The 11,985-nt window shown below is 64.9% G+C and carries 9 protein-coding genes; 5 read left to right on the forward strand and 4 right to left on the reverse strand.

Annotation, left to right across the window (positions count from 1 at the left end; translation table 11 throughout):
* Nucleotides 1–357: 357 nt before the first annotated feature.
* The gene (locus Q1K49_RS05700) at nt 358–1,557 is read left to right on the forward strand and encodes a CoA transferase (protein ID WP_300523804.1); all 1,200 of its coding nucleotides are present in this window, start codon (nt 358–360) and stop codon (nt 1,555–1,557) included.
* A gap of 278 nt (nt 1,558–1,835) precedes the next feature.
* On the opposite strand, the gene Q1K49_RS05705 is transcribed toward Q1K49_RS05700, so the two are convergent.
* The 3 genes from Q1K49_RS05705 to Q1K49_RS05715 all read right to left on the reverse strand — a co-directional run bounded on the left by Q1K49_RS05705 (nt 1,836) and on the right by Q1K49_RS05715 (nt 6,761).
* Nucleotides 1,836–1,961 carry a hypothetical protein gene (locus tag Q1K49_RS05705; protein ID WP_300523806.1) on the reverse strand — a complete coding sequence of 42 codons (126 nt, stop codon included), beginning with the start codon at nt 1,959–1,961 and terminating at the stop codon, nt 1,836–1,838.
* Nucleotides 1,962–2,329: 368 nt separating this feature from the next.
* Nucleotides 2,330–3,685, reverse strand: a complete 1,356-nt coding sequence (locus Q1K49_RS05710) for a hypothetical protein (protein ID WP_300523808.1) — start codon at nt 3,683–3,685, stop codon at nt 2,330–2,332.
* Nucleotides 3,686–4,493: 808 nt separating this feature from the next.
* Nucleotides 4,494–6,761 carry an esterase-like activity of phytase family protein gene (locus Q1K49_RS05715; RefSeq protein WP_300523811.1) on the reverse strand — a complete coding sequence of 756 codons (2,268 nt, stop codon included), beginning with the start codon at nt 6,759–6,761 and terminating at the stop codon, nt 4,494–4,496.
* Between the two features lie 1,153 nt (nt 6,762–7,914).
* Between Q1K49_RS05715 and Q1K49_RS05720 the strand changes: the two genes are divergently transcribed.
* Nucleotides 7,915–8,061 carry a hypothetical protein gene (locus tag Q1K49_RS05720; protein WP_300523841.1) on the forward strand — a complete coding sequence of 49 codons (147 nt, stop codon included), beginning with the start codon at nt 7,915–7,917 and terminating at the stop codon, nt 8,059–8,061.
* A 164-nt stretch (nt 8,062–8,225) separates the two neighbouring features.
* Here Q1K49_RS05720 and Q1K49_RS05725 read toward each other — a convergent pair whose 3' ends face one another.
* Complete coding sequence (locus tag Q1K49_RS05725; protein WP_300523844.1) at nt 8,226–9,281, reverse strand: DUF1848 domain-containing protein; 1,056 nt, start codon at nt 9,279–9,281, stop codon at nt 8,226–8,228.
* Nucleotides 9,282–9,914: 633 nt separating this feature from the next.
* On the opposite strand from Q1K49_RS05725, the gene Q1K49_RS05730 reads away from it, so the two are divergent.
* From Q1K49_RS05730 to Q1K49_RS05740, 3 genes are all read left to right on the forward strand, one after another.
* Nucleotides 9,915–10,541, forward strand: coding sequence for a TetR/AcrR family transcriptional regulator (locus Q1K49_RS05730; RefSeq protein ID WP_300523846.1), 627 nt, complete (start codon nt 9,915–9,917; stop codon nt 10,539–10,541).
* Between the two features lie 78 nt (nt 10,542–10,619).
* Nucleotides 10,620–11,258, forward strand: a complete 639-nt coding sequence (locus tag Q1K49_RS05735) for a flavin reductase family protein (RefSeq protein WP_300523849.1) — start codon at nt 10,620–10,622, stop codon at nt 11,256–11,258.
* Nucleotides 11,259–11,578: 320 nt separating this feature from the next.
* Nucleotides 11,579–11,985, forward strand: a 407-nt coding sequence (locus tag Q1K49_RS05740) for a nitroreductase family protein (RefSeq protein WP_300523852.1), incomplete at its 3' end; no start/stop codon positions are given.

Genomic DNA, 11,985 nt, shown 5'->3' on the forward strand with positions numbered 1-11,985 from the left:
GGCGGCTCCGGCCCCTGCGGAGGGTGGGGCTTCCCCCGCAGGGCGGGCTTTTTCCGGGCCGCACGCCGGGGAGCGGGGTGCAGAGGCCCGAAGGAGACGCTCGGACGGACCACAGGGGCGCAATCCCTGCCCCGTACTGAAAGACGCGAACGACAAGTCCGGACGCAACACCTGTCCCTGGATGGAACACGTGAACGAGACACCCGAAGGAGACCCTGAACGAAACTTCCGCGCCCGAGCAAAACGCGTGAACGAAATCCCTGCACCTGCACGAAACGTCTGAAGGAGACCCTGAGAGAAACATCTGCGCGCGAACCGAACGAGTGAACGAGACGACTGGAGGAGGCGAAAGCGACAATGACCCATTCGGAGGGAGCCCTTTCCGGGCTTCGGGTTCTGGACCTGACCCGCGTGCTCGCGGGACCGTTCTGCACCATGATGATGGCGGACATGGGCGCGGAGGTCATCAAGATCGAGGAGGCGGGCAAGGGGGACGACACCCGTCAGATGGGGCCGTTCCAAAACGGCGAGAGCGCCTACTACATGAACCTGAACCGCAACAAGAAGGGCGTGACGCTCAACCTGAAGCACCCCCGGGGAAAGGAACTCTTCCTCGGCCTTGTGCGGCGTGCCGACATCGTGGTGGAAAACTACCGCCCCGGCACCATGGAGAAACTCGGCCTCGGCTACGAAGACCTCCGGGCGGTCAATCCCCGGATCATCTACGCCGCCATCTCCGGCTTCGGCCACACCGGGCGCTACCGCATGCGCCCCGGCTACGACATCATCTCCCAGGCCATGAGCGGCCTCATGAGCACCACCGGCTGGCCCGGGGGCGAACCCACCCGCACCGGAACCGCCATGGGAGACGTGCTTGGGGGACTCTCCGCCGCCATCGGCATCCTCGCCGCCGTGCACAGCCGCGGCAGAACCGGCCTGGGACAGAAGGTGGACGTGGCCCTTGTGGATTCCTGCGTGGCGAGCCTGGAGATCATCAACATGATCTACCTCGTGGAAGGGCGCGTGCCCGCCCGCATCGGCAACCGCTACGAATCCACCTACCCCTACGATTCCTTCCGCGCCAAGGACGGCAGCCTCGTCATCGGCACGGCGAACGACAAGCTCTGGCGCAGCCTCTGCGGTGCCATGGAGCGCCCCGACCTGGCGGAGGACCCGCGCTTTCTCACCGTGAAGGACCGGGTGGCCCACCACGCGGAACTCAAACCCCTCATCGAGGAGTGGACCACCACGCTCACCGTGGACGAAGTCTACGCCAAAGTGGACGGCGCGGGCGTTCCCTGCGCGCCCATCCTCTCCATCGACCAGGTGGTGGCGGATCCGCACATCGCGGGCGACCGGGAGATGTTCGTCCCCGTGTCGCACCCCAAAGCGGGGGAGACGGTCATCACCGGAAGCCACATCAAGCTCTCCGACACGCCGCCAAAGGTCCGCACCCCCTCTCCGGCCCTCGGCGAGCACAACGCCTCGGTGTTCGGCGAACTCTTGGGACTCTCCGACGCGGAACTCGCCGCCCTCGCGGACGATGGCGCGATCTGAGCCGTTCCTCGCGCAAGGGGCGCTTCTGACCCGCCCAGCCCTTGCGCGCGGGGGCTTTCTGACGATTTTTCCGTCTTTTCGGCTTTGACGCTTTCGACGTCATCCGGTTTCGCGTCTTCCGAGGTGAGTTCTTCGACGTCGAATCTTCCGACGTTCGTCACGCGTCTTCTGACGTTCGTCATCCGTCGTCATCCGGCTTTGTCCTTTTGACGTTTTCGCCCTGTCCTCGGGTGATTTCGTCGCCGCGCCGGGGCTTTCGCTCCGGCGCGGCCAGTCCTCTAGTCCTCACGGCGGCGCTCGGCGCGGCGGCGCGCCTTGGAGGACGCCCGCTTCACCTTCTTGCGGGCGCTCCGCTTCGTTGCCGTGTAACACCACATGTCGTGTTTCCCCTGGGGCTTTGCCATGTCATTCTCCTGTATGTTCTCTCCTGTGGCTTATGTTCCCTATGTTCTCTCCTATCGCTTGGTACCTTGCCTGCAACCGCCCTCCTGCCTGTCGTTCGTCCTCTCCGCCCGTACTCCGTGCCCTTTGTCCGTATTCTTCCTGCCGGCGCTCTCGCCGATGTTTCCGCCTGTGGTGTTGCCGGTACTCTCATCCATGTCTTTCCCGTGCTCTCGGCCTGTATGTCCGACATGCGCGTCGTTATCGTTTGTCCGAGGTCCGCGCCGCAACGCTCCGGAAATGCGGAAGCATTTCCCGTGTCGTCCCCATACCTGATACCTGGGAATTTTCGCCCGGGCACCCCGATCTCAAAATCCTGCCGGACGTGTCGTCACCACACCTGGGGATTTTCGGGATCCGCGTCCACGGGGTCGGCGTAGCCGTCTCCGTCCGTGTCCGGATGCAGCTCGCTGTTGTAGTTGGGAATGGTGAACCGCGCCGAGTAGATCATGGGGTCGAAGAGCTGCCGGGCCGACGCGACCAGCTCCGCCTCGGGACAGCTTTCGAGAAAGAGTTGGTACGACGTGTAGAGCGGGCTCCGGGCAAGGATCGTGATCTGGATGAAGGTGAGCATTTTCCCCGCGCTGTCGTGCATCCAGCGGATGAAGGCCGCGTCCATGAGCCCCCCGTCCCCGGCGAGTCCCAGGGAGGCGAGGGGGTTCTTTTGTTCCCGGGCGATCAGCACCGGCGAGGCGCCGCCCACGAGCTTCTGGAAGACGAAGGCGCGCAGATCGTCCGTGGAGAGGCCGCCCTGCACCTGGGCCGCTTGGGCAAAGACGAAGTGTGTCAGCCCCCGCGGGTCGGATACCCAGAGAAACTGGGAATTGGCGTCCCGGACCGACCACTGGGGCGGGTACTGCATGTACCAGTCGCCCCCGGTGTAGAGGGGCCAGCCGGGAATCTGCCCGTGGGCCTTCTCCGTCGATGCGCTCCGCCAGACCGCGAAGAAGTTCCGGATGTACGCCTCGTTCTCCGGCGAGAGCGGATCGTGCACGCTCCCCTGGGCCGCGTCGGCGGGCACGACGAAAAGCAGTGTCGCGGCGGAACGGAGCAGCGCCGGCAACACCGGAGTCTGAGCCTGAGCCGTGGCTGGAACCGGAACCTGAACCGGGGCAAAACGTGCGGAAATCGGCGCTCCGAGCGACGCCAGGGTCAGAACGACGAGGAAAACCGAGAGGACCGCCGCGGCGGTGCGGAAGCATCTGTGCGGTGACGGAGCGGCTCCGTGTCGGAGCGCATCGCCCTTGTCACGGCGGCCCCTGCATGGAAAGGCCGTTTGCGAACCCCTGTCAAAAGAAGTTGCTCCCGAAAGCTCTCCCGTTTCCAGTGAAGCCGTTTCCGGAAGTCCTCCCGTTTCCGGCGAAGCCGCTCCCGGAAGCTCTCCCGTTTTCAGCGAAGCCGCCAAAGCCGATCCCGACAGTCCTCCCGTTTCGAGCGAAGCCGCTCCCAAAAGCTCCCTCGTTTCGAGCGAAGCCGTTTCCGGAAGTCTCCTCGTTTTCAGCAAAGCCGTTTCCGGAAGTCCTCTCGTTTCCGGCGAAGCCGCTCCCGGAAGCTCTCCCGTTTTCAGCGAAGCCGTTTCCGGAAGTTGCCGGGAAATTTCTTCCGAAACCCCCTGTGGAACTCTGATGCGCCGCTCCGTTGCCATGACGCTCAGCTCCTCTCTCCCTGTCCCTGTGTGCGGGGTCATGCCCTGCTCTCCTCGCCGGATGTCGCTTGCGTGATTTCGCTGTCCCCGTGTGCGGGGGCATGTCTCCGGGGCGGCCGCCGGCGTACGCCGAGAGCAGCCCCGATGCCCTGTCCTTGTGTCTGTCTTCGAGGACATCTCCGCATGCTGCTCTTCAGGGGCAGTGTACGCCCTTCGGAAAGCCCAGGGAAGGGGGTAGCGGAGCAATACAAAAGAACACCACCGAGCAATAACGCGAAAGACCAATGCGAAGAGTAAGGCAAGGCAAGGCAAGGCGAGGCAAGGCGAGGCACAAAAAGAGCGCGACGGAGCGGCATGAAAAAGCAGTGCAGCGGGCAGACGTGAAAGAGCAGGAAACAAGAGCGACGCAAAGGAGCGATGCACGGCACAAGGCGGAGGCTTGTCGCGAGATACCGTACAAGATATCTTATACAACCGCGACGACGCGACCGGGAAACGGTGTGTCACAAAGCATCAGAAATTGGCTCGTAGGCGGCGCAAAGAAACGCTGCTCCGTCCATGCTGCATCTGGAGCGCAGGATGGACGGAGCAGCGTCGCGGGGAGTCCTGGTGCGGTGAGCGCGTACGCTGTCCCGGAGCGGTACGGTAACATCCCTTTGTCGGGCGGAGCGGATGCGGTACGTCCTGCCCCGGCGCGGCCTGAGCGAAATGCCTCCGGCGGGTGGGGCTGGTTCGTCGCGCACGCTGCCCCGGAGCGATACGGTAACATCCCTTTGCCGGGCGGAGCGGATGCGGTACGTCCTGCCCCGGCGCGGCTGGAGCGGTTTTGCCAGGCCGCGCCGGCTGCTTTTCAGCGCACCGGACCGAGGTCGAGCAGACGGGTCCACCCCGCGCCGTCGTTGTCCGTGGCGATCCACATGTGCCCGTTCAGAAGAACGAGGCTCTCCACCTTTTCGAGCAGCAGCCCCCGCTCGGCGGTGATGTCGCAGACGAGCCGCTTTGCGAGCCTGCCTCCGTCCGTGTACTCCTTCAGGTCCACGGCGTAGATGCGCTTCACCTCCGCGGTGCCGCCCATGCCCTTGTCGCGCTCCACCACGAGCAGCGTGGACGGATCGGCGAGAACCAGGTCGGAGAGGCCCATCCAGAACTTCTTGGGATCCTTCGAGTGCCGTTCCAGGGGATAGGCCGCGGTCTCCCACGTGCCGGACGCCACGGAAAAGCGCAGGATCGCCGCGTCGCTTTTCTCCGGATCGAAACCGCGCTGCAGCGCCACGTAGACCGTTTTGCCGTCCGCGGTGGCCACACCCTCGAAGCCGTAGTTCTTGGGGTCGCCGTACGCGGCGAGCAGTGCCTCCGGCAGGGGGTACTCCGCCTTCACGGCGCCGCCCTCATCCGCGAAGAGCAGCAGGTTCTCCGCGCCCGTCTTGCCCTCGCTCACGAGCCAGAAACCCTCGTCGGTGCGGCAGATTCCCTCCAGGTCATAGGCGACGGGCTTGCCGTCCTTGTGGAGCGGAATCGCCCGGTCCACCTCCACCGTGCCGTTCTGCAGGCCCGACATGTCGATCCGCCAGATGCGGGAGGGAGCCCAGGCGTTGTCCGGCACGGCGTAGAGGAACGTTCCGTCCGTGGTGAGCCCCGAGACGGCGCTCCAGAAAATGCTCTTCGAGACGATGCGCGGGTCCGTCGGGTCCGCCGCCGGGGCGCTCTCCCGGGCGGAGAAGATGTTGAGCGTCCCGTCGCCCTCGTTGGCGGTCACCAGAAGCGCCTTGCCGTCGGCCCGGCCCGTCACGGCCAGAACGCCCTCGGGGCTGATCCCCGTGGGGAGGATCTGCAGCAGCTCCGGCGCGGCGGGGTCGTTCACGCGGTACACCGCGAGAAAAGAGCCCCGTTCCGAGGCCGCCGCGAGGAGCGTCTCCCCGAGAAAGACCCCCGTGGTCACGCCCTCCATCTCCGTTCCCTTCTTGTGCGACCGGCCGTCCGGATAGTGCCCCAAAAGCGCCGCCGCCTCGTCCAGAGCGAGTCCCGAATCCCACAGAACCGCCCCGGCCGTGTCCAGAACGCTCACGCCGCGTCCGCCCGCCCAGACCTCGTCGCCGAAGGTCTTCACGTCCGTGTCGCCCTCGTTCGCCAGAACCAGGTATTCCCTGCCGTTCACGGTGAGGTAGGCCACGGCGTCGGGCTCGCGGCGCCCCTTGAAGTCCTGGGTGAAGGCCACCTCGCCGTCCTTCTTCAGATCCGCCTTGCGCTCCGCCGTGCCCGCGCAGAAGAGGTGCTTCACTCTGGGATTCGCCGGATCGGAGATGTCCAGAATCGCCGTGGCGTTGTTCTCCTGCAGCGTCACCGCCGCCTCCGTGCCGGAGGAAGAGATGGCCACGAACTCCGGCTGGGGATCGGCGGGGAAGTTCACTCCCGGAACCGCCGCGAGCATTTCCTCGGGAAACGTCACCGAGGCCACCCGGGACGCCGCCACGTCGGTGAGGTTCAGAGTGATCACGTCCACCCGGCCCGGGCGCTTGCCGCCCAAGGTCGCCTCGCCCTCGGCGTCGCTCTCCTCGTCCTCGATGGCCACCACCGCCACCACCGCACCGTCTCGCTCCGTCACGGCCAGCGAGTCGGGGCCCGTGCCCACGGCGATGTTCCCCAGATGCCGCGGCGCTTTTGGGTCGTCGAGAGCGTACACCGCCACCGTGCCCGGCGCGGCCTTTTCCGCCGTGTCGCCGTTGCGGAGCGCCACCAGAAGAACGCGCCCGTCCTTGCTCACCGCCGCCGACGTGGGTTCCGCGTCGCCCGTGTCGAGCGAGGGCAGTCCCTTGGGCGACGCCGGGTCGGAGATGTCAAGAACGCCCACCTTTTTCCCCGATGCGTTGGTGTAGTAGAGGAATCGCCCGTCCGGCGTGGCCGTGACGATCTCCGCCACGCCGCCCGGGACCGCCACGAAGGATTCGAGGGCGAAGGAGTGCACTGACGCCGCCGCCGAAGCGGGCAAAAGCGGCGACAGCCCCGGAAGCGCCGCCCCGAAGAGCGCCAGCGACGCCACCAGGGCGAGGAAACGCCCTCCGCCGAAGGCCCGGCGGACGCCCGGGCATTCCTCTTTCCTTCCGTAGGCCTCCATGGACATGCTCCAGTCTCCGGCGGCATGTCCGCGGCTCCAGGCCGACGCATCACGTGTTGCATCACGTTTTGAAGAGGTGCGGTTCAAGGTGCCAGTCTCCGGAGAGACGCGATCCGAAACGCCTTGAACCGGAGAACTCGAGTCCGACGGACTGTGATCTGAAACGTCTTGGTCCAATGAACTCAGGTCCGAAGCACTCAGGTCCGACGGGCTGTGATCTAAAACGTCTCGGTCCGAAGAGGCGCTGCTTCGAACATTCCCCTCTGTTCCGCGCATTTCGAACGCCTCGCATGTCGCCTCGTCGCAGTCTTTTCCGTTCCCGTCGCGTCCGTCATGGAACGCCGGGAAACTCCCGCGGCAGAAAAAGTCTCCACGATGGCAAAAACCGACATGGTCGAAAAACCTGCTCCTCCCCGGAAGCAACCGGGGGGTGTCTTCGGAAGCCGCAATCTCTCCGTGTCTGACAAAGCCCTTACCGTACCGCGTCGCCATGATCCGCACACGTCCTTCCTTGTCGATCCCCGTTCTCGGCCCGCCGTGCCTTTTCGCGCCTCGGCCCCGTTTTCGTTCCGTCTTCTTGCATCTCATCTTGTTTCGCCCTGCCTCGTCCTGCCTCGTCTTCTCCGGACCCATCCGCTCCCATTCCACCTCGGAAAAAGAATGCTCCGTAACGCATTCCTGCTCGTCCTTGTCGGGAACAAGCAACCGATTTCTTAGGGAATCGCCGGGTTTCTTCTGAAGCCTAGCAGGCCGTTCCTACAGCGTCGTTGCGATTTTTCAAAGGAAGTGTAAAGGGAAGGCGTCTGAACGACGGCAACCTGAAGAAGGGGAGTGACCCGATTACATTGGTTTGAGAACCGGCAGGCTGGGGCATGTGAAGGCGCTCCCGACGCCACCGGAAGTTGTCCGGGCCGGGAGCATGAGCGAATATGGGAAAATAATGGCATCCGGGAAGAATTCCTGACGCTTTGATGCTGAACCGGGTATATGTATGACCGGATAAGGCAAGATCCAGAAAAAATCATAACCGGGAGTGCCCATAATCAGGACCGGCCGGGAGGTCGATTTCATCGTCCCGGTGCGCGGCCGGCCGCGCATGTTGGTCCAGGTGTGCGAGTCTCTGGCGGACCCGCAGACGCGGAAACGGGAGACTGTGGCCTTGAGTGAGGCCATGGCCGAGCTGGGGCTTGCCGCCGGAACCATCGTGGCCCGGAACGAGGACGAGCGAATCGTGGCCGGTGCCGGGACCATCGACGTGGTCCCGGCATGGCGCTTCCTCCTTGACCTGTCGGAATCCACGGAATAGCTGCTCGGTTGCATGTGACAAGCTCTGAAAAATGCTCCGCCGATTCGGGAGAAACGGCATGCGACCCGCGATCCGCCGGGAAAGCTCCGATCACGAGAGGGCGCTCCCTACGTGCGCAGCGTTTTCTGATCAGAGTTTTTTTTGACGCGACACACCAGGCCCCCTCACCCTCCCAGGCAGTCCTGTCCCGGGGCGAGCGTCCGCAGGCGCGCCCGCGCCGCCTCGGGCGAGGCGGTGGCGTAGCAGTAGACGCACCCCGCCGGGCAGGTGCCGTAGGCACCGATATCCTTGCTTGGAATGCAGCGGCAGGCGGCGCGCTGCCCCCGGTCCTTTCCTCGGTTCGGGGCCGGGGCCGCCCCGGGTGCGGGTTCTCCCGGCGCACAGGCCGCGGGAAACTGCAGGGGCTGCCGCGCCGTCTCCGGCGCGCCTGCCGCCGTCGTGCCGCGCAGAAAGCGGCACAGCACCGGGTCGTGTGGCGCGATGCGCCGCAGCAGGTCGCCGTCGATGCAGCGGTTGTGCCCGATGCCGTACGCCTCCAGGTCGATCCGTTCCGCGCAGGTGGCCCCCCGAAGGCCCCATTTCCGGCAGAGTGCGCCGATACCTTCGGCGAGGCGGTGCATCTCGTCCTCGGTAGGGGCGCGGAAGGGAAGACGCGCCCGGTCGAGGGCGGCGCGCACCTTGCGGTACTCCGCCACGTCGGCGAAGCTGAAGACGAGCTGTTCCGTCGCGGGGGCGAGGGCCTCTCCGACGGCCTCCGCCTTTGCGAGGAGCCGTTCCGCCGAGAGCCCGCCGCCGAGGAGGAGCGGATCGAAGCGCCAGATCACCCGCTCCCGACCGATGCGCCGGGAAAGCCGCACAAAGGCTCCGAGCCGCTCCGCCAGGGGCGGTACCCCCGGCTCCAGCCCCTCCGCCTCGTAGTCGTTCACCGTAACCTGCACCACAAAGGGAAAACGCGCCTCCAGCCGCTCCGCCGCGGCTAGAAGCGGCGCGGGATTCTTGGTCCAGAACACGCAGGCCCGCACGTCCCGGAGCGACACGAACTGCTCCGCCCCGCCGAAGGGATTGCGCCACCGCGCGTATCCCGCGTCGAGCCGCTCCAGAAACCACTCCAGGTAGAAGGCGGGAATATCCGTCGCCCGGCTCGCCGAGAGCACCAGCGGCGCGATGCCCTCCCGCACGCCCTCGGGCGTCTCCACCGGTACCTTGCGCCACGTTCCCATCCTCCGCCCCCCTCCCTTCCGCTCCGCGCTTCTTTCCCGTCCAGTCGTCTTTTCCGGTTTCGGTGTCTCGTCGCTCCTTGTCCGTCGCTCTCTTTCGTCGGTCCGGGGGAGTGCCTTCCGCGCCTTTGCGGAAGGCGAGAACAGCGCCTTGCCGAAGGCATCGCCGCGCTTCGCTGGAACGCGCCGGAGAGCTGCGTCCGAAGTATACCCCTTCGCGCTTCTGCGTGTCCTTCCTCCCCGCGGGGATGCCCGCAATAAAGGATAAAGAATGGAAACGGGCATGTCGCGTTTCTCTTCCGCCCTTCCTCTTTCCGTGGACGCGGGGATGCCCGCAGAGAGCCCCTGCGGCGTCTCCGATTTTCCACTGCGGCTTGATTTTTACCGAACGGTCAACTATAATGACCCTCACACCGGGCGACTCTGCCGGGCAGAGCATCGCGGAGGAGCATTTTCGCGAGAAGCCTTCCGGAGAAGCGTTTACAGAAAGAGCATCCGGAGAAGCGTTTCCGAAAGAGAGTTCCGGAGGCGTGTTCCGGAGGAGCATGTTCAGAAGAACATGCCGGAGGGAGCATTTCGGAAGCGCCTTTTCACGTCGCGCCCGTTTTCAGACGGACATGCCGGAGGAGGAGTGTCGTGGGACGAACGAGCGATGCACGAGAACGCCTGCTGCATGCGGCGCTGGATCTTATCTGGACCCGGACCTACGACGCCGTGGGGGTGGAGGCCATCTGTCAGGCCGCGGAGGTCAAAAAGGGCAGCTTCTACCATTTCTTCGCCTCCAAGGAGGATCTGGCCGCCCAGGCGCTGGAGGGGCACTGGGAGCACTCTCTTTCCGCCATGCGCCGCATCTTCGCCGCCGAAAAAGACCCCCTGGAGCGCCTCTTCGACTATTTCGACCAGGTCCGTCGCTTCAATGTGGAACGCCGGGCCGGAGGAGGATGCATCTGCGGCTGTCCCTACCTGCACGTGGGAGCCGAAATGGTCCAGGGAAGCGAGCGGATCACCCGCACGGTCCACCGGATCCTCGCGGGACATTTCGCCTTTTTCCGCCAGGCGATTTCGGACGCCCGCGACGCAGGACGGATCGACTCCGGCGCGGATGTGGAGCTTTTGGCCCGTGCGGTCTTCGCCCTTTTCGAGGGAACGCTCGTCCTGGCGCGGGTGCACAACGACCTTGCGTACCTGGACGATCTGATTTCTGGAACGAAGCGGATATTGGGGGTGACCGCCGAGGGGATGGGACTGCCTGGACGGAGGTGACGATCCAGGCGGTGTGAGGACACGGAGGTGACGATCCGAGCGGTGTGAGGAGTGAGGAGAGGGAGGAGGAGATGCGCGATGGAGAAAAACTGCATGGAACAGCGCGCCCCGGAGAAGATCGACGGGGAGAAGATCAACCTGGAGAAGATCAACATCGGCGGCAACGCCTTTCTGCTGCCCCAGCCGCAGGTTCTGGTGGGGGCGATGCTCGGCGACCGGGCGAACTTCCAGGCCGTGGCCTGGGTCAGCCGGGTCAACATGACTCCCCCGTACATGGCCGTCGCCCTGGGAGACCACGCCACCCGGGACGGTGTTGTCGCAAGCGGAGAGTTCAGCATCAACATCCCCTCCGTGGATCTGGTGGCGGAGACGGACCTCATGGGCCTCGTGAGCGGGCGTCAGGTGGACAAATCCGCATTTTTCGAGGTGTTCTACGGTTCCCTGAGCAAGGCGCCCCTGATCCGGCAGTGTCCTGTCGCCATGGAGTGCCGCGTCGTGAAGACCGTGGAACTGCCCGCGGACTTGATCTTCATCGGTGAGGTGGTCGGCACCTGGACGGAGGAGCGCTATCTCACGAACGGCATGCCGGACATTCTGAAGGTGCGTCCCTTCGTGCTCTCCATGCCGGACAATGCCTACTGGGCGGTGGGCGAGAAGGTGGGAAAGGCCTGGCACGACGGTCTGCCCCTTCGGGAACGGCTCACGTCGCTGCTCTGATCCTTGACGCGGAAAAAACGGGGAGGCGCGCTCGAAGTGTGGTCGATGAAAGGCGAAGGAGCGCCGGAGGTCCGGCGCAGAACGGGTGAGCGGGGAATGGAAAGGACGGAGAGACGACGGGCGCGAGAGGATGTAAAGAGTCTTTATGGGCGATAATGGGCGATAATGGGCGATGTGAAAAGGAAAAAAGTCGGCTTCTGTGAGCTTCTCAAAGCCGGTTTCTGCGAGCTTCCTGAGAGAAGGAACGCTCCTTGCCAAAACGAAAAGGAATGCGGACGCGCAGGAGCATCCGCTTGCGCATCCGAAGGATGGAGGAATGCATGATGGAAGAGAAACGAACGGCCCAGGAAGTTATTCTAAAACGGCGGAGCATCCGCAACTACACCGCGGAGCCCGTCACGGAGGAGCAGATCCGTGCCCTGCTCGAAGCGGGCATGAGCGCCCCCTCGGCGGGCAACCAGCGCCCCTGGCATTTCGTCGTCATCACCGACCGGGCGATCCGGGAGGAGATTCCCCGCCTGCATCCCTACGCGAGCATGGTTCCCCGTGCGCCGGTGGTGATCGCCGTCTGCGCCGATCCCGCCCTGGAGCGTTATCCGGGCTACTGGCCCCAGGACTGTGCCGCCGCCACGGAGAACATTCTCCTCTCCGCGGAGGCCCAGGGGCTCGGAGCCGTCTGGCTGGGGGTGCACCCCGACGAGGACCGGATGCACAAGCTGGGAGCGCT

The sequence above is a fragment of the Aminiphilus sp. genome (assembly GCF_029975095.1).
Lineage (GTDB): Bacteria > Synergistota > Synergistia > Synergistales > Aminiphilaceae > Aminiphilus.

Coding starts and splice junctions, on each gene's coding strand:
- Q1K49_RS05700 (WP_300523804.1), top strand. CDS start 358: ATGACCCATTCGGAGGGAGCCCTTTCCGGGCTTCGGGTTCTGGACCTG.
- Q1K49_RS05705 (WP_300523806.1), bottom strand. CDS start 1,961: ATGGCAAAGCCCCAGGGGAAACACGACATGTGGTGTTACACGGCAACG.
- Q1K49_RS05710 (WP_300523808.1), bottom strand. CDS start 3,685: ATGACCCCGCACACAGGGACAGGGAGAGAGGAGCTGAGCGTCATGGCA.
- Q1K49_RS05715 (WP_300523811.1), bottom strand. CDS start 6,761: ATGTCCATGGAGGCCTACGGAAGGAAAGAGGAATGCCCGGGCGTCCGC.
- Q1K49_RS05725 (WP_300523844.1), bottom strand. CDS start 9,281: ATGGGAACGTGGCGCAAGGTACCGGTGGAGACGCCCGAGGGCGTGCGG.
- Q1K49_RS05735 (WP_300523849.1), top strand. CDS start 10,620: ATGGAGAAAAACTGCATGGAACAGCGCGCCCCGGAGAAGATCGACGGG.